18 protein-coding genes and 1 pseudogene are annotated in these 21,591 nt (G+C 68.5%); 1 reads left to right on the top strand and 18 read right to left on the bottom strand.

The annotated features are described in order from the left end of the window. Positions 1 to 90: 90 nt before the first annotated feature. The 9 genes from C8D87_RS43000 to C8D87_RS42970 all read right to left on the bottom strand — a co-directional run bounded on the left by C8D87_RS43000 (position 91) and on the right by C8D87_RS42970 (position 6,676). Positions 91 to 1,056 carry a hypothetical protein gene (locus C8D87_RS43000; RefSeq protein WP_146772079.1) on the bottom strand — a complete coding sequence of 322 codons (966 nt, stop codon included), beginning with the start codon at positions 1,054 to 1,056 and terminating at the stop codon, positions 91 to 93. Further along, a complete protein-coding gene (locus C8D87_RS42995) occupies positions 1,056 to 1,295 on the bottom strand; it encodes a hypothetical protein (RefSeq protein ID WP_146772078.1) in 240 nt (79 codons plus the stop codon). The genes C8D87_RS43000 and C8D87_RS42995 overlap by 1 nt, the downstream gene beginning before the upstream one ends. Before the next feature lie 130 nt (positions 1,296 to 1,425). Continuing rightward, a complete protein-coding gene (locus C8D87_RS42990) occupies positions 1,426 to 2,856 on the bottom strand; it encodes an argonaute/piwi family protein (RefSeq protein ID WP_112232247.1) in 1,431 nt (476 codons plus the stop codon). Beyond that, positions 2,853 to 4,004: a DUF4365 domain-containing protein gene (locus C8D87_RS42985; protein ID WP_233442557.1), complete on the bottom strand. Its 1,152-nt coding sequence runs from the start codon at positions 4,002 to 4,004 to the stop codon at positions 2,853 to 2,855. Before C8D87_RS42985 ends, C8D87_RS42990 begins: the two co-directional genes overlap by 4 nt. Further along, positions 4,001 to 4,246 (bottom strand): hypothetical protein, encoded by a 246-nt coding sequence (locus tag C8D87_RS46570; protein ID WP_170166786.1) that lies wholly within the window; start codon positions 4,244 to 4,246, stop codon positions 4,001 to 4,003. The genes C8D87_RS42985 and C8D87_RS46570 overlap by 4 nt, the downstream gene beginning before the upstream one ends. Before the next feature lie 142 nt (positions 4,247 to 4,388). Further along, on the bottom strand, positions 4,389 to 4,667 hold the full coding sequence (locus C8D87_RS45510) for a hypothetical protein (protein WP_146772077.1): 279 nt from the start codon (positions 4,665 to 4,667) through the stop codon (positions 4,389 to 4,391). 120 nt (positions 4,668 to 4,787) lie between these two features. Next, entirely contained in the window at positions 4,788 to 5,387 is a 600-nt protein-coding gene (locus C8D87_RS42980; RefSeq protein ID WP_215732653.1) for a reverse transcriptase domain-containing protein, read from the bottom strand. Between the two features lie 816 nt (positions 5,388 to 6,203). Beyond that, positions 6,204 to 6,440 carry an acyl carrier protein gene (locus C8D87_RS42975; RefSeq protein ID WP_112232241.1) on the bottom strand — a complete coding sequence of 79 codons (237 nt, stop codon included), beginning with the start codon at positions 6,438 to 6,440 and terminating at the stop codon, positions 6,204 to 6,206. Next, on the bottom strand, positions 6,437 to 6,676 hold the full coding sequence (locus tag C8D87_RS42970; RefSeq protein WP_146772076.1) for a long-chain fatty acid--CoA ligase: 240 nt from the start codon (positions 6,674 to 6,676) through the stop codon (positions 6,437 to 6,439). The genes C8D87_RS42975 and C8D87_RS42970 overlap by 4 nt, the downstream gene beginning before the upstream one ends. Positions 6,677 to 6,735: 59 nt before the next feature. Here C8D87_RS42970 and C8D87_RS49380 point away from each other — a divergent pair. Next, positions 6,736 to 7,389, top strand: a pseudogene (locus C8D87_RS49380) (S8 family serine peptidase); the annotation flags it as partial. A 109-nt stretch (positions 7,390 to 7,498) separates the two neighbouring features. On the opposite strand, the gene C8D87_RS42960 reads toward C8D87_RS49380, so the two are convergent. From C8D87_RS42960 to C8D87_RS42885, 9 genes are read right to left on the bottom strand one after another with little or no spacing between them, the layout of a single operon-like run. Beyond that, entirely contained in the window at positions 7,499 to 8,260 is a 762-nt protein-coding gene (locus C8D87_RS42960; protein WP_146772075.1) for a class I SAM-dependent methyltransferase, read from the bottom strand. 6 nt (positions 8,261 to 8,266) lie between these two features. Then, entirely contained in the window at positions 8,267 to 9,874 is a 1,608-nt protein-coding gene (locus tag C8D87_RS42955) for an amino acid adenylation domain-containing protein (protein WP_170166796.1), read from the bottom strand. A gap of 11 nt (positions 9,875 to 9,885) precedes the next feature. Next, on the bottom strand, positions 9,886 to 10,680 hold the full coding sequence (locus tag C8D87_RS42950) for an ABC transporter permease (protein WP_112232231.1): 795 nt from the start codon (positions 10,678 to 10,680) through the stop codon (positions 9,886 to 9,888). After that, a complete protein-coding gene (locus C8D87_RS42945) occupies positions 10,677 to 11,447 on the bottom strand; it encodes an ABC transporter permease (RefSeq protein WP_112232229.1) in 771 nt (256 codons plus the stop codon). The genes C8D87_RS42950 and C8D87_RS42945 overlap by 4 nt, the downstream gene beginning before the upstream one ends. Further along, positions 11,444 to 12,397: an ABC transporter ATP-binding protein gene (locus C8D87_RS42940; protein ID WP_112232227.1), complete on the bottom strand. Its 954-nt coding sequence runs from the start codon at positions 12,395 to 12,397 to the stop codon at positions 11,444 to 11,446. The genes C8D87_RS42945 and C8D87_RS42940 overlap by 4 nt, the downstream gene beginning before the upstream one ends. After that, positions 12,394 to 13,530 carry a nucleotidyltransferase domain-containing protein gene (locus tag C8D87_RS42935; protein WP_112232225.1) on the bottom strand — a complete coding sequence of 379 codons (1,137 nt, stop codon included), beginning with the start codon at positions 13,528 to 13,530 and terminating at the stop codon, positions 12,394 to 12,396. Before C8D87_RS42935 ends, C8D87_RS42940 begins: the two co-directional genes overlap by 4 nt. 7 nt (positions 13,531 to 13,537) lie before the next feature. Then, on the bottom strand, positions 13,538 to 19,852 hold the full coding sequence (locus C8D87_RS46565; RefSeq protein ID WP_170166795.1) for a non-ribosomal peptide synthetase: 6,315 nt from the start codon (positions 19,850 to 19,852) through the stop codon (positions 13,538 to 13,540). A gap of 29 nt (positions 19,853 to 19,881) precedes the next feature. Further along, positions 19,882 to 20,136, bottom strand: a complete 255-nt coding sequence (locus tag C8D87_RS42890; protein WP_112232219.1) for a phosphopantetheine-binding protein — start codon at positions 20,134 to 20,136, stop codon at positions 19,882 to 19,884. Positions 20,137 to 20,149: 13 nt separating this feature from the next. Then, positions 20,150 to 21,322, bottom strand: a complete 1,173-nt coding sequence (locus C8D87_RS42885) for an acyl-CoA dehydrogenase family protein (protein WP_112232217.1) — start codon at positions 21,320 to 21,322, stop codon at positions 20,150 to 20,152. Positions 21,323 to 21,591: the final 269 nt, after the last annotated feature.

Genomic DNA, 21,591 nt, shown 5'->3' with positions numbered 1-21,591 from the left:
GCGATCGCCACCCGCTACGACAAGACCGCCCTGTCCTACCAAGCCATGATCGACCTGGCCACCCTCACCCTCTGGCTTTGAGGACGGGCCCTAGGTCATGTCCGGGTTGACGAGCTCTTCTCGGCTCACGCTCACCGGGGAGGCCTTGCCGAGCTTGCTTGCGGACGCCTCGGGCGGCAACGCCCTCACCGGGATGAGATAGGTCCGCACGCCACCCAGTTCGATGTAGCGAGGCCAGACCTTCGCCTCGCCATCGGTAGGTAGTTCCAGCGCACGACCGGACAGGTTGACGATCACCAGGTAGGCGACGGTTTTGTTGTAGTCGCCCGCGTAATGGGTCACCTGGTTAAGGCCTGCGGCGATGACACGCTTGCCGTGGTTGTCCGCGTCGAACAGCTTGAGCTCGCAGACCAGAGGGTCCTCGGTGTCCAGATCCGTGAGGACATCCGAGAGCCCCGAGGCGGACTTTGCTTGAGAGAACGGCATGTTGATGCCTTCAGAGAACAGGAACCTACGCAGGTGCCGGTCATAGACCTCCTCGCCACGACGCGTCTGGGCGAGGTACTCCGCATGGAGAGCCTCCCGGTCGAACCACTCGACCTTGCGGACGTAGCGGTTGAGCACGTGCAGGATGTTGCTGTCCATGCCCACACGCTCGGTGAGGAAATCGAACAGCGCGGCCAGCAGGCGCTCGCTCATCTCACGCGGCGCTTCGCTCAGCTTGCCGGAGAAGGTAAACAAGATCATCCGCCAGTTCTGGGTGTTGATCTCGTCCGAGCCGATGTACTTCATCAGCCTCCACACCAGCGTGGCCTTGCCCTCCTCGGTGCTGGCCGGCCAGCTCATCCGGCGGTTCGTCAACATCGCAAGCCAGCCGTCGAAATCCAGTTCAGGCTCGACTTGTTCCGCAGCAACGAGAATCGAGGCCAGGGCGGGCTGTTTCTCGATCCAGGCGGTGGTGAGATCGATCTGATGACTGAAGTCCTCGTAGTGCGCGGTCATCAACCGGCGGAACCGCTCGCGGATCGCGACCTGGAGGTCCTCTTGCGCCCTCATCACAACAAACCTTTCAGCAATTGCTCGACCTCAGACTCAATAACCGCCCCCAGGTTCGACATCTGACCGCGGCCGTCGCGCAGCCACACCCGTGTGCGACACACGGGACACAGCACAGCGCACTCGGCGACGACCTCGGAGAGGCGGATCCAGACCCCGAACCCGCACTCCGGGCACGGAATGTCCTGGTCGCCGTGCAACAGCTGATCAGTCAACGACCCCATTCCGACCTCCTTCACGCACGTGCTCCGCTGATCGCCGTCGTGACGAAATAACGGTACGCCTGGGCGCCGACAAATCCGTCCTCACCCAGCGTTCCGATCCGGGCGAGTTGTGGCCGCTGCATTAGCCTGAGTCTGTTCGGTACACCTACATGTAGAACGCATATCGGCCCTGTGGGCGATCTTGCGGGCTGAGGTGCCGCAGGATCTGACCGACCTTGTCGGCAGTGCGCAGTGTTATCGGTAGGCGTCCGTCGAGCTGGGTCTGATTCCAGTTCATTTTGGTCAGCGCGAGGAGCTCCTCAGCGAGATGTTCGGGACTGGACTCGGTCTCGATCATGCGGAAAGCGAGCGGTGACGGGATGTACATGCCGGGGTATGTGCCGTAGAACGGCACGCTGCCTCGGGTGTAGACGGTGTGTTGATGAGCATCGAGGCTGAGCAGCGTGCCCCGCAGCGGCGGGTGGGCGCCTGGTCTGAACAACCGCACGGAGTCGTTCGTGGGGAACCACAGGAGTTCGGTGGTGTCGATGTCCGCGTCGTCCGCAGCCGCGCGAAAACCTGCGGTCTCTTCTGGCAGGTACGAGGAGGTCTTGTGGAGGACGACGCGTGCGGGGAGATGGCGATGCTCTTTGCGGTAGCGACTGAGCGCGTCGGTCAGGAGCGCGTGTGCGTCCTTTTCCGAGAGGTGTGGCTGTCGGTCGTGCCGGGAGATCTTGGCAGGCGCTCCGCGAACGATCACACCGTCACCGCGCTGGTTGAAGACCTGGGCGACGCTGGTCTCCAGGGTGGTGTGGTCACCGCTGCGGTAGAAGGTCACGCCGACGAAACAGCTGTCGAGGTCCGTGGACTCACGTGGGAGACGCCACGGCACGCCACCCGCCTTGTAGTAGAGGGCGGTGTGCAGATTCCACGCCTTGGTCGCCTCGTCCTGCTGGCGGGGCTTGGTACCGCCCGGCGGGATGAAGGTGGGGTCCCACGTGCTGCGCCGGATGATCTGGATAGGGCGGCTGTACCGCATGGCCCTGGCTTTGAGCACAGCCCTGAAGTCGTCGACCGGCTCAGCTGGTGGCGCCTTCTTCCACGGGGCATCGGGATCTACCTCGGGTGCTGGACGTTCGGGAAGGTGCTCCGGTCGTGCGATGAGGACGACGTCGCAGCCCGGTTCCTCGTCGAGGACGTCGAGCTCGGCCATGTACAGCTCGACAGCGGCCTGCACCGCCGCCTGAGGAGACAGGTCGGCAAGCTTCTTCAGGTCGCGCTCGCGGATCGGCCGTTCCAGTCGTGAGTCCCACATGAGGGTCGATCGGAATCCGGTGCTCGTGTCGAAACCGGGGAACGGCACAAACAGCCGTCCAAGGCGACTGTCCTTTGCGGAGATGGGTTGACGGCACCCGTCGAGCCAGCGCCGCAGGCCCTGGATGGCTGCCGGAGTGCCGACGATGCCGAGTCGGATCGTGCGCACGGCGGTGTTGGTGGCGTCGGCCGGCCCGTAGTCGGTGATCCCGTGCCGCGGGTCGATGTGGCGGGCACCGCCACTGAACTCCAGCAGTGGTTCCTCTAGAACGGTCAGTTTCATGATTCCACCTCGAACAGGGTGAAGACCTCGGGTTCGTCCTCTGCGACGGCACCGTCCTTGCGGGGATCAGCCAGCCACGCTTGGTCGTCGATGGCCCGTGTGGCGGTGAAGGTCATGAGGCTGCCGTAGGTCAACAGCGTCTCGCGAGGTTCGAAGACCCCGTCCTCACCGTGCAGGTAGGTGGCCCACATCCCGGTCTGCCCGCGAACAGCAGGGTTCCGGTCGAGCTGCTTGATACCTGTCAGCAAGTCCGAGAGGAACAGGGAGTCCCGGTACCCGTCGCGGGTGTAGTGCGACGTGGGTGTCAACGCGCAGAACCACTGGCCGTCGAGCAGCAAGAACTGCCACTCAAGCGCAGCGTGCTTGCAGTAGCTGATCTCCTGCGGAGCCGACTTCTTGAACTTGGGGTTGAAGACGAGGCACTGGCGTCCGCTCGCGCCCCGAATCTGGCGAGGCCTCAAGTCTGAGGTGGGACGGAAGTACACGACCTTGCGCCCACCGTGCCAAGCGCAGTCAGCTCGCACATCGCGTTGCAAGGCGTAGTTCATGAGTTGGACGAGCCACCGCTGTCGTTGCGGATCCGCCGACCACTCCGCGGTCTCGATCGCATCCGTAGGACCACAGATGACGTGGCGCAAGGCGGTCTCTTCGGGCGGCAACCAGCTGTAAACGCGCCCTCCTCGCAGGATGAAGTCGTGACGCACGTCCTCTTCGGCGAACTCCCGCTGGCGGGCGGTGACGTCGCGTGGATCGCTGTACTTGGTGGGAGCGCCGTACAGGAGGGCGGGAATCTCGACCTGGAGCAGGTTACTGGTGAGGCTCTCCTCCCTGTGCTCGGCGATAGCGACATGTGCGTTGCCGTGCGGATCGGCGAGGTTGAGAAGGCGATGGGCCGCGTCCTGGTCGAAGCGCTGGGTGCTCTTGTCGAAGTCGATCCGGCCGGATGCGCGGTGGCCAGGATCGGCGAACCAAGTCTGGATGTGCATCCACCATGCCTCACCGGTCTGAGGGTGGCTGCACACCAGCAAGACGGGGTTGTCGGCGCTCATCCAGTAGTCGACGTCTGCGGCTTTGCACAGGTAGTGGAAGCCTCGGTCGGTCTCACCTGGGAAGTTCCGGTCGCTAGCCTTGCTCTGCACGAAGATCACCCGGTTGGCGACCGCACCAGTGGAAGGGTCACGCAGCTCGATCTCGCCTCGATACCGGCGTCCAAGGTCCCAGTCCGCTCGTGCCAAACGAAGCCCATCTTGTTGACCATCACGTGGATGAGCGCCACGCCGCTGTCTCCGATGTGCGCGCCGATGCCGATCTTCTTCGGGATCGCCCCAGCTTGCGTCCCGGCACCCGACGTGGCCTTCGAGCCGGATACTTCTGCAGCGTGATCGGCCATACCTACGACTCCCTTCACCGTGGGCCTCACGCTACGCCGGGGGTCTGACAAAAACAGACAAGCCAGTGGTGAGCGCGGTTGTCGCGCTTGGTCATGAGATCCTTCGAGCAGGCTGAACGCCCTCGCGGCCGGAGGTCGCACGTCACCCTTTGGATGACGCCGCGGCCTGCCGAACAACTCCAGAACGCTCGACAACCACGTCGGCAAGTTCGGCACGAAGGGCTGCCACCAGCTCGCGAGCTCGGTCCATACTGACCTTCAGCTCGGTGCGCAGGGTGTCCGCCGAGATCGGACGCATGTGCGCCTCCCAATGCCGGGCATCAGCTTGGCGCGCCAGGCTGAGATCTCCGCCGACCAGTTCTGTTGGAATCGCACTGACGTCGAAGGTGTGCGGCCTTGCGAGTTCAACGCCAGTTCGCACTGTTCGAGCATCACGTGCGACCGACTGAAGCATGCCCGGGTGAGGTCGACTCGGGACGCAGTGCTGGCCTTGCAGCCAGTCCGTTTCCCCGAGCCGCCTCCCGCACCGGACGTGCGCCTCTCAACGCATCCGGCGCTCCACAAACCCCTCCGTGCGGCGAGTTATCTCATGCCATGCTCGGCCATGGTGACGGGATCTTCGTGCCCCGATAGCGGTCTTGACCTTCGTCGTGATCGCGCGGAGCGCCTTCTTCGACGGATAGGTGTTGACGTAGTGCGTGGCTGTGCCTCGCTTGCGGTGGCGCTGGATGCGCCAGCCAAGGAAGTCGAGCCCCTCGTCGATGTGGGTGATCATTGTCTTCTCGGCCGACAGGGCGAACCCCATCGTGCCGAGCACCGCTGCTACCTCTGGAAGGAGCGCTTCGGCTTGTGCCCGTGCGCCGGACACCATGATCACGAAGTCGTCCGCGTACCGGATGAGCCGGTAGTTGGCGAGTCCGTGCCGACGCCGTTTCGCTCGATCCACGGTGCTGATCGTGTGCTGGTCGAAGTGCTCGTCCAACACCGACAGCGCCACATTGGCCAGCAACGGTGAGAGGATGCCGCCCTGCGGCGTGCCGGTGCCGCTGCCCCGGATCTGGCCGTCCCGGCCGAGAATCCCGGATTTCAGAAAGGCTTTGACCAACAGCAGGACGCGTTTGTCGCCGATCCGGGATTCCAACCTGCGCACACCTTGACAAGGCAAGAACTACCACTTGATCACTTGACGCAGCGAGCTCCCGCGCTGGCAAGTAGTCCGAAGTAGACGATGACCACGTTTGCAGGTGAGGCACGGCCGTCAGCCAGGCACCTCAGCCTCCATTTGGGCTGTCTTACGGGACAGTCGCTGCGGTTCAGGTCAGCACGACGCAGTTTGGACACACGTGCAGCTTCGAGGAGCATCTCGGCCACTATCTGTCACGACAGCCCGCCACCAGGCCGGTTCGATACCGATGACGTCGATTCGCGCTGGTTGACGCTTGTTCAGGGCCGTTCGGCAAGTTCACCCGTTCGTGGCGACCCCATTTGGCGTTAGTCAAAACGAAGGAGCCCGCGGCTCTTTATTCACTCCTTCATCCGCCCGTTGATCATGGAAATGATGATCAATACAAGATCGTTCGAGCGCACGAAAAAGCCCGCTGACCTGGGCTTTCACCCAGAATCAGCGGGCTGATTCAGACCGTCGGGACGACAGGATTTGAACCTGCGACCCCTTGACCCCCAGTCGTGGAACGACTGAGCGGCGTGCTCCGGCCTGTTCTTCCAGGTCACCTCTGAGTGTAATTGGCCGAGTAAAGGGGTCATAGGTTCTCGGCCTAACAATCATCCCGACCCCGCCCCGCACCACCACTATCGCGACGCCGGTGCGCCCGTACACGTGGTCTTCGAGCACGCTCAGTTCGTCAGCGCAGCTGCCGAAGTACACGTCGGCCAGGCGTGCAGCGGGGCGAGCATTAGCCTCCGTTCCAGTGCCCCCTGTATTGCCTTGCGGGTCGGCTCATTCTCCAGCCCGGCGAGACGCACGAATTGACGACACCTGTTCCGGCAGAACCTCCTGGTTGCGCGGATCCAGGTCATACCGGCGCACGAGCCACGCGGCGACCGTGTACGCGCCGATACTGTCGAGCACCCCGGCCTCCAGCAGGTCATAGTCCGGCGACAGCTCCGCCGGACCGACGTCCAGCCCGAACTGGGCGACGACGAACCGGGCGATCTCCTCGCGCTGGGACGTCACGGCGACCCGATCCGGCGGCGGTCCACCTTGCCGCTCGTAGTGCACGGCAACGGGTCCGAGGTCACCACCAACGACGACGGGATCCCGCTGCGGGGCGACAACTCCGCACAGTGCGTGCGCAGGACGAGGCTCGTCAGCGTACTGCCGTCGACCCGCCGGACGAGCGGGTGCAGCAGGTGTCCGGCGAACTCGTCGGGCACCGCTACCGACGGGCTGGCCGCGCCAACGCCAGGCAAGATTCGGTCGGCAGGCGGCGTGACCGCGGTCGCCGGCAGTTACATCATGGTGCTCAAGGATGGAGCGGCTGTCGTTGGGCGCGCACAACGATTGGCGGGCGAGCACGGTGGCACGGAGAAGCGGGGTCTTCACGAACGCGTTGCACGGGTTCGAGGTGCACCTGACCGAGCCTGCGGCCAGACGTCTGGCACCCAATCCGGCAGCGGACTACGTCGAGCAGAACCACACGGTCTCTGCGGCAGACACTCAGCCGAACGCGGTGTGGGGACTGGATCGCGTCAACCAGCCTTCTCTGCCGATGAACGCGAAGTACACGTTCCCCAACGTGGGCGCCGGCGTGCATGGGCACGTCCTCGACACCGGCGTCCGCAAGACACACGAGGAGCTCGGTGGCCGAGTCGGGAGCGGATTCGACGCGATCGGCGGAACCGGCACCGACGACTGCAACGGGCACGGCACGCATGTAGTCGGCATCCTCGGTGGTGCGCGCCACGGCAGGGCCAAAGGCGTGACCCTGGTGCAGGTCCGGGTGCTCGACTGTTCGGCGAACGGGACGTTCGCGGCGCTCATCGCCGGCGTGGACTGGGTCACGGCCAACGCGGTGAAACCGGCGGTCGCCAACATCAGCCTCAACGGGACGACGAACACCTCGGTGGCCAGGTCGATCGCGTCTGGTGTGGTGTACGTGGTAGCTGCGTCCAACCAGGCGGACGACGCGTGCACGCGTTCACCCGCCAGTGCGATCGACGCCATCACTCCCCGCGCTCACACGGCGCGCACCTCCGATCGAGGTGCGACCATCCACAAAGGAACCTACAACGTCAGCTCGATGAGCTCACATATACCGACACGCACCGGCTGCTCGCGTCGTCGAACGGAGCACGGGCATAGCTGCCCCAGCGTTCGCTCAGCGCCAGCCCGGCCTCGGCCGCAAGCTCGTCGGTCTGGCCCGCAGTGAGGTAGCGCTCCACCCAGTAGGAGTACTGGAGCTGCGCGCCGGCCAAGGAGTAGCAGCCGACCTCGAGCGTCTGGTTCGCCTCGTCGTGCCGGTAGAGCTCGTACTCGAAGCCGTCGGGAGAGAGCTCGCAGACCCGGACTCCCTTGGCCCAGCGTGCTCTGCGGGTCTGTCCGGGTTGGTAGCCCTCGACCACCACGGCACCGCCGGGAGCAAGCAGCTGCGCGGCCCGATGGAAGAACTGTTGCTGCTCCTCGCGTGAGTCCGCGTAGAAGAGCGTGTGGTAGACGCAGAAGACGAGACCGAACCGACCGGTCACGCCGGCGAGCGTCATGTCACCCACGCCGGCCTCCACCTTCAGGTGAGGCGCACCGGCGAGCTTCCGCGCCAGCACGGCCAGCATCTTCGGTGACGGGTCGACGCCTACCACCGTGACACCGGCCTCGGCGAGCGGGATCGCGACCCGCCTGGTGCCGATGCCGACCTCCAGCGCGGACCCGTCTCCGGCAAGCTCCCGCAGGAACGCGAGCTCGGCACCGGCGTAGTCCTGCTGCCCCCACCGCTCGTCGTACACCTCGGCGAATACGTCGTAGTAATGGGCCACCATGCCGCCTTCCGAGCTGTTCAACGCCGTTCAGCAAAGGGCTACCAGAGCTTTCCGGTCGATCTTGCCGTTCGCCGTCGTGGGGAACGAGTCGATCGCCACGATGCGGCTGGGCATCACCGACGACGACAAGTGCTGTTCCAGCGCGGACCGGACCGCGTCGCACGACGAAGGCACCGGCGCGTCCAGGAACAGTTGCAGCGTCTTGACCCCGTCGTTCGCGACGACCACCGCCACCGCGGCGCGCACCCCCTGCACGCCGGCCGCGAGCGACTCGATCTCGCCCAGCTCCAGCCGGACTCCGTTGAGCTTGACCTGGTTGTCGTTGCGGCAGAGGAACTCCAGCTCGTCGCCGTGGACACGCACCAGGTCTCCTGTCGCGTACATGCGAGCACCGGCGACCGGGGAGTATGGGTCGGGCACGAACCGTTCCGCCGTCAGCCGCGGCCTGCCCCGGTAACCGGTGGCGACCGCCGGCCCGCCGATGAACAGCTCTCCCTCGGTTGCCCGATCACCGTGCTCGTCGAGCACGTACACCGTCGCGTGGTCCATGGCGCTGCCGATGCGCACCGCACCGGGCGTGACCCGCCAGGCCGTGGCCCACACCGTCGCCTCCGTCGGGCCGTAGACGTTCCATGCGGTCAGCCCGGCCAGCTGTGCGGCCAGGCCAGGTGGCAGGACATCACCTCCGCACAGCAGCGTCTGCTCGGCGCCGAAGGTGGCACCCGCGTCGAGGAGGAGGCGCCACTGCACGGGCGTGGCCTGCACGAGCGTCGGCTGCACCGCGTTGATCAGCCTGGCCAGCGATCGCGGTCGCAGCAGCGGGGTGTCCGGGGCGACGACGCACGTGCCACCCCGGCTGAGCGGGAGGTAGATCTCCAGCCCGGCGATGTCGAACGTGAGCCTGGTACCGAACAGCACCCGTTCCGGCGCGGACGCGGGCAGTAACGCGGCCGTCGCGTCGAGGAACGCGACGACGTTGCGGTGCGTGACCTCCACGCCCTTGGGTTTGCCGGTCGAACCCGAGGTGAACATCACGTAGGCCACGTCGTCCGGTTCGCTCGCGCTCGACTGCCGCAGCGGCTCGTCGTCGAGTTCCTCCGGCCGCACCACCGGCACGCCGACGGCGGTGCAGGCCTCCAGGTAGGACTCGGAGGCGACCACGCAGACCACCTCCGCGTCGGACGCCACGAACTCGAGCCGTGCGGCCGGGGAACGGCCGTCGAACGGCACGTAGGCGGCGCCAGCCATGAGAGTTCCGAGCAGCACGGCGATCATCTCGGTGCCGCGGTCGAGGCACACGCCGACCGCGTCACCCCGGCGGACCCCGAGCCGCACCAGGCCGGCGCGCACGCCGGCGGCACGGGTGAGCAGCTCCTCGTACGTGACCTCCCGGTCCCCGTCGAGCACCGCGACGCGATCGGGATGGCGGCTCGCCACCTCGGCGCACACGCCGTCCACCGTCGGGGAACCGCCGTGCGGCCCCGGTGTGCGCCGGCCGGCCTCCGCGGCGACCGCCAAGGCCTGCTCGCGGTCGGTCGCGGGCCCGAGCGCACACCAGCCTTCCGGCAGCCGGCGATCCGCCCGCCAGATCGACCGGTCGCCGCGCCTGTTCGACACGGGCAGCCACAACGTCATCGCCGCGCTCCTCATCCGCCGAACTCGATCGTGCCGTCGCGCCGGCCGCTCGCGGTGAGCCGCCAGTAGGTGAAGGCGGCCACCAGCGCCCAGCCGACGCCCACCACGACCTCCAGCGCGATGCCGCGCAGCACGTCGCTCGCGGACCCGTTGCCCAGCGCGGCACGCACGGCACCGAGGCCGTGCGTGAGCGGGAGCAGCTGGGCGAGGGACTCCAGCGGCGTGGGCCAGAACGACACCGGCACCTGAACACCGGTGAGCAGCATGAGCCCGATGCTGCCCACACGACCGATGAGGTTGCGTGCCGCCATCGCCCGCAGCGCGAGGCCGCCCAGCACCAACCCGAAGAAGTACACGCTCACGGCGATCACCGCGATCAGCGGCACCACCGCGAGCCTGGTGCCGAGCGGCAGCTGCACGCCGAGGAACGGCGGCAGCACCAGCAGCGAGATGGTGCTGCAGGCGAGCCCGTCCAGCAGCCACTGCGCGCTGCGGCCCGTGAAGACCGTGAACGGCGCGGCGGGACTCGCCACCAGCAGCGGCAGCGTGCCGGACATCCTCTCCCAGGATGTGCTGGCGCACACCAGCATCACCACGTCGGCGGTGATGAAGACGCTGTTGCCGATCACCAGGTACTCGACGACGCGCGGGTCGCCGATCAGCTTGCCGATGAAGGCGAACAGCGTGACCTGGAACAACATCCGCAGCAGCCAGGCGAGTCCCCACGACTTCCACGTGTAGGTCGCGCGCAGGTCCGCCATCGCGCTGGCGAACGCGTACCTCAGCACCCGTGCGGTGTTCCTCATGCGAATCCCACCGAACCGTTCTCGCGCACGCGTTTGAACACCGCCCTGGTGAGCAGATGACCGATGCCGAAGCCCAGGACGCCGAGCCCGACGATCACACCCAGCCGCGCGGGAGCCGCCACCGGTTCCTCGGCGCGCAGGCAGTCCCGCAGGAGATCGGACGCCCACGACAGGAAGATCGCCTTCGAGACGGGCCGCAGCCACTCCGGCAGCAGCACGACCGGCACCACCGTGCCGCCGAGCAGGTAGAAGGGGTACGACAACGAGTTCTGGAAGATCCGCGCCGAGCGGGCGAGCACGAACAGCGGTGCCATGATCGACGCCGTGCCGACCATCGAGAACGCGGTGCACGCCAGCGTCAGCACCAGCAATCCTGCGTGCGGCACCGGGAACGTCACCCCGAACACCAGCCAGGCGATCAGCGCGCTCTCGACCAGGCCGAGGAAGCTGATCACCGTGACGGTGGCGATCCGCCCCAGGTACGCGACCTGGTAGGGCGCCGGGGCGGCGAGCACCCCTTCGAGGGTGCCCTCCCAGCGGTCGGCGTCGATCAGCTCACCGGACACGAACAACGCCGTCGCCCAGATGGTCATCAGCGCCGCGCCCACCACCGCGTACGGGGCGAGGTCCGCACGGCCGGCGTTGCCCATGATGGCCAGGAACGCCACCGTCAGCAGCGGAATCGTCACCAGCGACATGAGGTAGTCCGGCTCCCGGCGCACCACCTGCGCCTGGAACCTCATCGCCGCGAGGAAGAGGCCGATCACCGCACCGCCAGCCCGCGGTCCCCGATGACGTGGAGGTAGACCTCCTCGAGGCTGGGCCGCGAGGTCGACACCGCGCTGACCCCCGCGTCGACCAGCGTCCGCAGGACCCTGGCGGCCGCACCCTCCGCGTCCACCGAGACCAGCACCTCCTCGTCGTCCTCGACGCGCACCTCGGACACGCCCGGCAGGGCGCGCAACTTCGCCCGCACCTCTTCTGGCACGCCCTGGGCCCGGACCCGTTCGTACTTCGACATCCAGCCGCCGATCGTCCTCGGCGACTCCGTGCCGATCACCTTTCCGCCGTCGATGAGCGAGACCTTGTCGCACACCGACTCCGCCTCGGCCATGTCGTGCGTGGTGATCAGGATCGACCTGCCCTCACCGCGAAGTTCCGCGACCAGCGAGCGGAAGTCCCGCGCCGCCACCGGGTCCATGCCGACGGTCGGTTCGTCCAGCAGCAACGTCCGCGGGTCACCGATGAGACCGCGGGCCAGGTGCAGACGTTGTTTCATGCCGCGGGAGAACGTCTCGACCGCGTCGTCGGCGCGCTCGAGCAGCCCCATCCTCTCCAGCAACTCGGCGACCCGTGCCTTGGCCACCCGCGTCGGCTGCTGGTAGAGCGCCGACCAGTACATGAGGTTCTGCCGCGCGGTGAGCCTGGTGTAGAGGCCGCGTTCACCACCGAACACGATGCCGATCCCCTGCCGCACCTGCTTGGTCTCGCGCACGACGTCGAAGCCGTTCACCAGCGCCGTGCCCGACGTGGGCAGCAGAACCGTGCTCAGGATCTTGCACAGCGTCGTCTTGCCGGCACCGTTGGGGCCGAGCAGGCCGTGCACCTCACCTTCCTCCACCGTGAGGTCCACCGCGTCGAGTGCGAGCCGCGGCTGCGCACGACGACGGGTGAACTCCCGGGTGAGACCGCGTACCCGCACCGCCGCCGTGGTCACCTGTCCTCCAGTTCGCCGAAGCGCCGCATGTCGAAGAAGCGCTCGAACATTCCCTGCCGCCACCGGTGCACCGGGCCGTCGTTGTCCCACACCTCGTCGAGGTACTCGACGGAGTCGGGCCGCAGCTCCTCCAGGAAGGCCGCCGGCACCCGGTTCGGGAACAGCACGTCCACGTAGTGCGCGCTGAAGTACACCTCCCGCGTCAACCCCAGCGCGCGAGCCCGTTCCACCACCGTCGCGAGGTCCATCCGCGAACCGGCCCCGCTGATCATGCCGAGCAGGTCGATCGCCTTGTACAGCACCAGGTCCTTGGTCGTCTCGACCTCGCTCAGGTGGACGGCCTCGCGCTGGAAGTGCACGCACACGAACAGGAACATGTCGTCGTGGTCCAGCGTCCACAGAGGATCGCCGCTGGCACCCTCCACCTGGATCCGCCTGGACAGCAGCTCGGCCACGGCGTCGTCACTGTTGTTGCTCGTCAGCAGGTCGATGGAGAAGTGGACGTCCACCTCGTGCGCGCCGTGGATCAGAGGTTCGCCGATCAGCCCGACGTACGGGAACGTCTCGTGGGAATGCACGGCGTGCAGCAGGATCTCGCTGCGGGAGGCCGGCTGCACGACGCGTTCGACGGGGTCCCAGACGCCCTGGCGATAGCCGAGATCCCGCAGCACCTCGCCCACCGCGCGCAGATCCTCGCGGTGGAACAACAGGTCGTTGTCGACGTAGAGCCGGACCGAGGGGTCGGGGTACGCCATCGCGGCGACAGCGGCACCCTTCATCATCGCGCAGCGGATCCCCGCCTCGTCGAACGCCCGCATGAGCCGTGCCGTGCCACGGGTCTGGTCGATCCCGTACATGCGCTGCGCCTCGTAGTTGATCTGCAGGCTGGGCACGACGTAGTAGGGCCGCAACGCCTCCAGGGCGTCGACCCCGAGACCGGAGAGGTTGAGCCACGCGGTGCCCACGGTGCGGTGGGCGAACAGGATCCCCAGCACCTGGTTCCAGTCGAGCACGCCGGTGATGCGCTCGCGCAGCGCGGACCGCTCGTCCGGCGTGAGCTCCGGCGTGGACAACAGCAGCGCCAGCTCGATCTCCGGGGACGCCGTGTCCCTCGCGGTGGCGTGTGTCTGCATCTGCTCCTCAGTTCCTCTGGTCGACGTCGAACCCGCGCAGCACTGCGGCGATGCGGGCGAGCGGTTCCGGCCGCATGGCGTCGTTGTGGCTCGCACCCAGCGGATGTTCCACCACCGTGTGCGCGTGCGGTAGCCAGCGCCGCGCCGACAGCTGTGCGTCGTCCGGCCAGTCCGCGCGGAAGAACGTGAGCATCCCGTCGAACCAGCGCGGTTCGTGCGCCACGACGGCGCGGGTGTTCGCCGTCCACACCTCGCTGATCCGTGCCACCTGCCGGTCGTCGAGGTCGAGGCCCGCGCAGACCTCCCGCACCTCCTCCGGCGTGGCCCGCTCCGGCAGCGCGCCGCCCGGTGCCACGCCGGCGTGCGGGTACCCGTCGACGACGGCGAGCAGATCGACCGTTTCTCCCTCTTCCCGCAGCAGCACGGCCATCTCGTGGGCGAGGTTGCCGCCGAACGACCAGCCGACGAGCCGGTACGGCCCGGCCGGGCGCACCGACCTCACGATCTCCACGCACCCGCGGGCCAGCTCGGCCAGCGTGGGCTCGGCGCTGAGCGGGCCGGCCAGTCCCGGCGCGTGCACCCCGTAGAGCGGGACGTTCCTGAGGTGCTTCACGAACGGGTAGTAGCACCAGCTCAGGCCGACGGCGGGGTGGATGAAGAAGATCGGCTGCCCGTCGCCGTCGCGGATCCGCAGCAACGGCCCCGTCTCCGCACCGATCTCGCGCTCGATCCGCCCGACCAGCTCTCCGGCCGTAGGTGCGTCGAACACGTCGTGGACCGCCACCCGGACGCCGAGGACGGACCTGATCTGCGCCACCGCCCGCACCGCGAGCAGGGAATGCCCGCCCAGCTCGAAGAAGTTGTCGTCCGGACCGACGCGTTCGACGCCGAGCACCTCGCTGAACAGCTCGCACAGCAGCTCCTCGCGCGGTGAACGCGGCGCGCGGGACGCCGTACCGGTGCGCCGGCGCGGTGCCGCCGGACGGCGCCGGTTCCGGGTGCCGCCGGTGGTCACCGGCAGCCGGCCGAGGGAGTCGTCGCCCACGTCGATCTCGGTGATCGGGAGGTGGGACGCCGTGAGCAACGCGCGCAGCAGCCGCGTGTACTGCTCGGCGAGCCGCTGCGCGGTGGCCCGGTCGAACAGGTCGGCGGCGAACATCAGCGCACCGGTCAGCTCGTCCTGCCGTTCGGTGAAGGAGAAGTTCAGGTCGAACTTGGCGGTGTCGAGCCCCGCGACCGTCGAGGTGACGTCCAGGCCCGGCACGGCGAACTCGTCACCGGTCTCCTGTTCGAAGGCGAGCATCACCTGGAACAGCGGGTGCCGTGCGTTGGTGCGGACCGGGTTGACGATCTCGACCACCCGGTTGAACGGCAGGTCCTGGTGGTCGTACGCCGCGACGTCGACCTCCCGCACCCTGCCCAGCAGCTCGTCGAACGACGGCGCGCCGGCCAGGTCGTAGCGGAACACCACGGTGTTCACGAAGAACCCGACGAGGTCGTGCACCGCCGCGTCGGCGCGACCGGCCGTGACACCGCCGATCGGGATGTCCGTCGCGGCGCAGAGCCTGCCGAGCAGGACGGCGAGCACCGCGCGCAGCACCATCGGCGTGCTGGCCTGCCCCGCCGCCGCGGCCTGCCGCACCACGGCCTGGAGATCGGGCGGCAGCTCGATCGGCACCCAGCCGCCCTCGTGCCCCGGCTTGCCCGGTTGCGGCCGGGCGGGCAGCTCCAGCCGCTGCGGCACACCGTCGAGCGCCCGCCGCCAGTACGCGGCCTGGCGTCCGGCGATGCCGGCCGGATCATCCTGCGCGGCCAGCATTTCGGCCTGCCAGAGCGCGTAGTCCGCGTACCGCACCGGCAACGGTTCCCACACCGGTGCCTCGCCGCGGTACCGCGCGAGGTACGCCTCGGCGAGGTCGCGCCGCAGCGGCCCCAACGACCAGCCGTCCGCCGCGATGTGGTGCAACAGCAACAAAAGGGTGTGGTCGTGCGGCCCGGCGGCGAAGAGCCAGGCCCGCGCCGGGATGTCCCGCGTCAGGTCGAACTCGTGGTTCGCCGTGGCGCCCAGCTCTCGCTGCAGCTCCTCCTCCGCGCCGACCTCGACCACCGTCGTCTCCGGCACGACGTCGAGCACTTCCTGCCAGGGCACACCGTCGACCTCGGGGTAGCGGGTGCGCAGCGGCTCGTGCCGGCGGACGACGTCAGCCACCGCCGCGACCAGCGCGTCCCGCTCCAGCGCTCCGGTGAACCGCAGCACCACCGGCAGGTTGTACACCGGACTCGGGCCGTCGAGCTTGTGCTGGAACCACATCCGCGCCTGCGCGGCGGACAGCGGAACGCGCTGCACCGGGGGACGCGCGACGATCGGCGGACGGGCGGCGCGACTGCTCTCGTCGAGCCGCGCGCACAGCGCGGCGGGTGTCGCCGAGCGGAACACCTCGGCGATCGAGAGCTCCACCCCGAACGCGGCCTTGACCCTCGCGAGCAGACGCACCGCGAGCAGGGAATGCCCGCCCAGCTCGAAGAAGTTGTCGTCGGCACCGACCCGATCGACCCCGAGCACCTCGCCGAACAGGTCGCACAGCAGGCGTTCCCGCGGCGAACGCGGCGTGAGCGACGCCGTACCGGTGCGTCGCCGCGGTGCGGGCAACCGGCGCCGGTCCAGCTTGCCGTTGGCGGTCACGGGCAGGTGGTCGAGGAAGACGAAACCGGTCGGTCGCATCTGGTCGATGAGCGTCGCGCGAGCGTGTTCGGCCAGTGCGGCTTCGAGTGCCGCCGGGTTGCGCCAGGCCGGTTCCTGAGAGTTCTCCGCGCGTCGCGACGGCGGCGTGCCGGGCCGCACCGCGTAGACGTTGCGCAGTGGCGTGTCGCTCAGCGGGGAGGAGACGTCGACGGACACGGCGAAGCCCTGCGCCGTCAGCAGTGCCACGACCTCGTCCGCGCGGCCGTGTTCGTCGTGCACCTCCACCACGACCTGCCGGACCCGCGACCAGTGCTCCGGCCGGACGCCCCACAGCACTTCGAGCTCGCTCCGCTCGGCATCGATCTTCAGCAGGTCGACCGCGTCCACCCGGTGTTCGTCGATGACGTCGGAGACGGTCCGCAGCTCGCACCTGACGAGTTGGCGCTCCTCGATGCGCCGGGCCACGAGCTCGCTCAGCTCGGCCGCCACCTCCTCGGTGACGTCCCGCGCCACCTGGGCGTCGACGAGCTCCCGGTCCCCGGCGGCGTCGCCGTACCGGCCGGACAGCATCGACAGCTGCGGGTAGAAGGTGAACTCGGCCTCACCGGGCACGTCGGCGAGCCCGCAGTTGAACAACCGCGTGGTCACGCCGTGGATCTCGGTGTTGATCGCGAGCTCGCGGAAGAGGTCCGGGATCGGTTCGAACGCGTACACGATCGCGTCCGGCGCGCATTTGTTGACGAACAACGAGAACACACCGATGTGCGCCCCCACGTCGAAGACGACGGCACCCGCACCGATCGTCACGCCGTGCCTCAGGTACTCGCGGCGCTCGAAGATCTCCTCGTGCAGGAACCTCACCTCGGCGTCACCCCGGCCGACGAGCACCGCACCACCGGACAGCTCGTGCCGGGGCAGGCCGGTCAGCGCGCCGCTCTGCTCCAGCGCCGCCAGCCGGCGCACCGGTGCCGCCGACCGCGCATCCGGCACCACGTAGGCGACGAGCGCACCTTCGCGCGCGACCACCGCGGCGTGCTCGACCCCGGGATGCCGGGTCAGGACGGAGGCGACCTCGCCGGGTTCGACCCGCACACCCCTGATCTTGACCTGGTCGTCGGCCCGGCCGAGGTAGACGAGCTCTCCCGACCGCGTCCACTTCACCAGGTCGCCGGTGCGGTACATGCGGCCGTCCCCACCCGGCTCGACGCGAAACCGCTCGGCCGTCAGACCGGGCCGGTTCAGGTACCCGCGGGCGACCTGGACGCCCGCGAGCCACAGCTCTCCCACGACCCCGACCGGAACCTGCCGTCCGCGCGCGTCCAGCACGTGCGCCCGCGTGTTCCACACCGGTGCGCCGATCGGCACCAACCCGCGCGGCGGCCGCGCCGGATCGAAGCGCCAGCTCGTCACGTCGACCGCGGCCTCGGTCGGCCCGTAGAGGTTGTACAGCGCCGCGGACAGCACCTCCGCGTACCGCTCGCACAACGCCGACGTCAGCTCCTCACCGCTGCAGATCACCCTGCGCAGGCTGCCGCACGCCGCGGCGTCCTGGCTCGCGAGGAACACCTGCAGCATCGACGGTACGAAGTGGACGGTCGTGACCCGCTGCTCGGTGATCACCCGGCACAGGTAGTCGGGGTCCTGGTGGCCACCGGGCACCGCCACGACGAGGGTGGCACCGGTGATCAGCGGCCAGAAGAACTCCCACACCGACACATCGAACCCGGCCGGGGTCTTCTGCAGCACCCGGTCGTCGTGGCCGAGACCGAACTCGGCCTGCATCCAGAGCAGGCGGTTGACGATCGACCTGTGCTCGATCACCACGCCCTTCGGCCTGCCCGTCGAGCCGGACGTGTAGATGCAGTAGGCGGCGTCGGTACCGCTGCGCACCACCCGCGGCGGTTCGGCCGGCGGCAGCTCGACCTCGTCCACGGCCAGCACGGTGTGTGCTGTGCCCGACAGCCGATCGGCCTGTTCGGCGAGCGTAAGCACCGCGACGGGTTTCGCCTCGTCGAGCACGTCCGCGATGCGGGCCACCGGATGGCCGAGGTCGATTGGCAGGTAGGCGGCACCGCTGCGCAGCACCGCGACCAGCGCCACCACCAGCTCGACCGACCGCGGCACCGCGATCGCCACGAAGGTCTCCGGCGCCGCGCCGCGGTCGGCCAGCAGCGCGGCCAGCCGGCCAGCCCGCTCGTGCAGTTCCGCGTACGTGATCCGGTCCTGCTCGAAGACGACCGCCACCGCGTCCGGGGTGCGCCGCGCCTGCTCCTCCAGCAGTTCGGTGAGCGTGACGTCCGGTACCGCCACCTCCGTGTCGTTCCACGCCCCGAGCAGCGCGCGTTCGTCGTCGGTCACCAGGTCGATCTCGGCGACGGGACGGTCCGGTTCCGCGGTCATCGCGTCGAGCAGGAGGGCGCACTGGCGCGCGAACCGCTCCGCCGTCGCCCGGTCGAAGAGCGCCGTGCGGTAGGTCAGCGCCACGTCGAGCGCGCCGTCCACCACGGCCGTGCTCAGCTCCAGGTCGTAGGGCGACGTCGGGGCGAGCAGCTCCACCCGCTCCAGCACGTCCGATCCGGTGTCCCCGGCCGAGAGGTCGCCGTGGTGCACGTGCACGACGTCGAAGATCGGACTGCGCCCGGCCTCGCGATCCGGGTGAACGGCCGCCGCCACCTGTTCGAACGGCGCGTCCTGGTGTTCGTCGGCGCTTACCAGCCCGCCGTGCACGGCCCGCAGGAGCTCGCGGAACGTCGTGTCCGGTGCCACGTTCGCCCGCAGCACCACCGTGTTGACGAAGAAACCGACCACATCGGACATGTCGGCCCGCCGGCGACCGCTGAGCAGCGTGCCGATGGTGACGTCCTCCTGGCCGCACTGCCTCGCGAGCAGGGCCGTGAAGGCAGCGGCGAGGGCGCTGGGAAACGCGCACCGGCTGCGGAAGGCGAGGCGCTGCACCGCGAGCGTCGTCGCGGGAGACACGGTGAACACCACCTGGTCACCGGACGAGTCGTCCACCGCGGGACGTGGGCGGTCCAGCGGGAGGCTCAGCGGCTCGAACCCGGCGAGCTCGCGGCGCCAGTGCTCGACGTGCCGCGCGGCGTCGGCGGCCTCGTCCTGTTGCCTGGCGATGTGATCGGTGAACCTGCCCGCTGCGGCCGGGAGGTCCGCCGACCGGCCCGCCGCCGCCGCTTCGTACAAAGTGGACAGTTCGCGCGCGATGATGCGCAACGACCAGCCGTCGACGAGGATGTGGTGGACCACCAGGCACAACACGTCACCGCCTTGCGGCAGATGCACCACGATCGCCCGGATCGGCGGAGCCTCGGAGAGCACGAACGGCCGGTCGGTGAACGCACCCGCGACGGCGCGCCAGTCCGCGGAGGTCGCCCGCTCCAGCTCGACGGTGTGGCCGGCGGTGTCGAGGGCGCGCGGTTTCCCGTCCTCGTCGGCCTCGAACCGCCACCTCAGCACCTCGTGCCGGGACACCAGCACGTCGAGCGCGCGACGCAGCGCCGCCAGGTCGAACCCGCCGCGGTGCGCCAGGGCCAGCGGCAGGTTGTAGGCGGTCTCCGCCGGATTCATCCTCTGGATCAGCCACAGCCTTTGCTGGCCGGACGACAACGCGATCCCGTCACGCACACAGACCCCCAACCCGTGTCGAACGCCGGTCAGGCGGCCAGCACCTGATTCAGCACCGTCCACAACGCACCCGCCGTGCGGAAGGCCGACGCGGCCAGCACGTCGTCCGGGAACTCCACCCCGAACCCGTCCTCGATGTCCACCAGGAGGCGGATCATCGCGAGCGAGTTCAGCCCGTGATCGGCCAGCGCCAGGTCCGGCGTGATCGGCGTGTTCGCGTCGAGCAGCGGCAGGTGCCGCCGCACGACCGTTTCGAACTCGGGCAGCCATTCGGTGGTGGCCATGCGGGCTCCCCCTTCAGATGAGAGTGACCGGCCTGTCCATCAAGGACAGTGCGCCGGTGACCTTGAGCAGGCGCTCGTTCGCGATGTTCAGCGACGCCGAGCGCAGGTCGCGGAAATGGCGTTCCAGCGGGAGTTCGGACGTCTTGAGGTAGCCGGTCGCCATCCCGCACAGCTGCACCAGCCGGTCCACCGCCCCGAACGTGAGCTCGGCCGCCGCGACCTTGAGGGTGTTGAGGTGGATCTGGGTGGCGGTGTCGTCGAGCGGGCGCCCCTGCGCCCGGTGCGCCGCCACCTTGTCGCACACCTGCCGCAGGTATCCGCTGACCAGCTCCAGGTCGATGCGGACCCGTGCGAGCCGTTCGGTGACCAGGTCCGAATGCGGGTCGAGGCCGCCGGGCTTCGCGGCGGACCGGATGAGCCGCACCACGTCGGAGAGCGCGGACTGGGCGGCGCCGAGCCAGCAGGCCGACCACGCGACGTGGGCGAGCGGAACCATGCTCGCCAGCGCCACGCGCCGGAAGCCACCGCGTTCCCCGACCACCTGGTCCGGTTCGACCTCACCGGTGATGCGCATGCCGATGCTGCGGGTTCCGCGCATGCCCATGGGGTCCCAGTCGCCGGTGAACTCGAGGCTGAGCTGGTCGCGGTCGGCGTACACGAGGGTGACGCTGTCGGCGGAGGACTCGGCGCTGTCCCGCATGGTGATCAGGAACCCGTCGGCGTGTTCGCCACCGGTGACGATCGGCGCCTTCCGGTCCAGGGCAAGGGTTCCGGTGCCACCGGTCAGCGAGGCCGAGGCACGCAGGATCTGCCCGCCACTGCCCGGTTCCGTGGTCACCGACGCGATGAAGACCTCGCCGGCGGCGACGCGGGGCAGCAACCGCTCGGCGAAGCGCGCGTCCGCGAACGCGACGATCGAGTCCACCTGCTGCGAGTGCATCGCCCAGATCATCGCCGTCGACGCGCAGCCGTGTGCGAGCACGCGGCCGACCTCGGCGACGTCGTGCACGTCACCGCCCATTCCGCCGTGTTCCCGGGGGACGAGCAGGCCCATCAGCCCGCTGTCCCGCAAGGCGCGCAACGCTTCGACCGGAAAAGCGGCTTTCGCGTCGACCTCACGCGCGTGTGCCCGCAGAAGCGGCACGAGTTCGCGCGCGACATCCGCCGCAGCTGCCTTGGAATGCATCGCACCAGCCCCCGGCACAAGTGATTTCGAATACACCGGCTCGCGCGTCAACGACTGAACCGATCCGCGACCCAATCGCATACCAGAAGGCACGCACGGTCCAATACACGCATATCCACAACCCCCAGGCAGTCGCGGCCATAGTACCCAGATCCAGCCGTCCCGCAACCCTGTGATCAGGGCAGTCGACCGAGCGATTCGAGATCACACCCTTGTCGGGACTCGCTCGACCGGGCTAGAGTGCCCAGACTCGGAAGAGCGCGGAAACA

Source organism: Lentzea atacamensis (assembly GCF_003269295.1).
GTDB classification, from domain to species: Bacteria; Actinomycetota; Actinomycetes; order Mycobacteriales; family Pseudonocardiaceae; genus Lentzea; species Lentzea atacamensis.
This window is presented reverse-complemented; position numbering and strand designations above follow the sequence as displayed.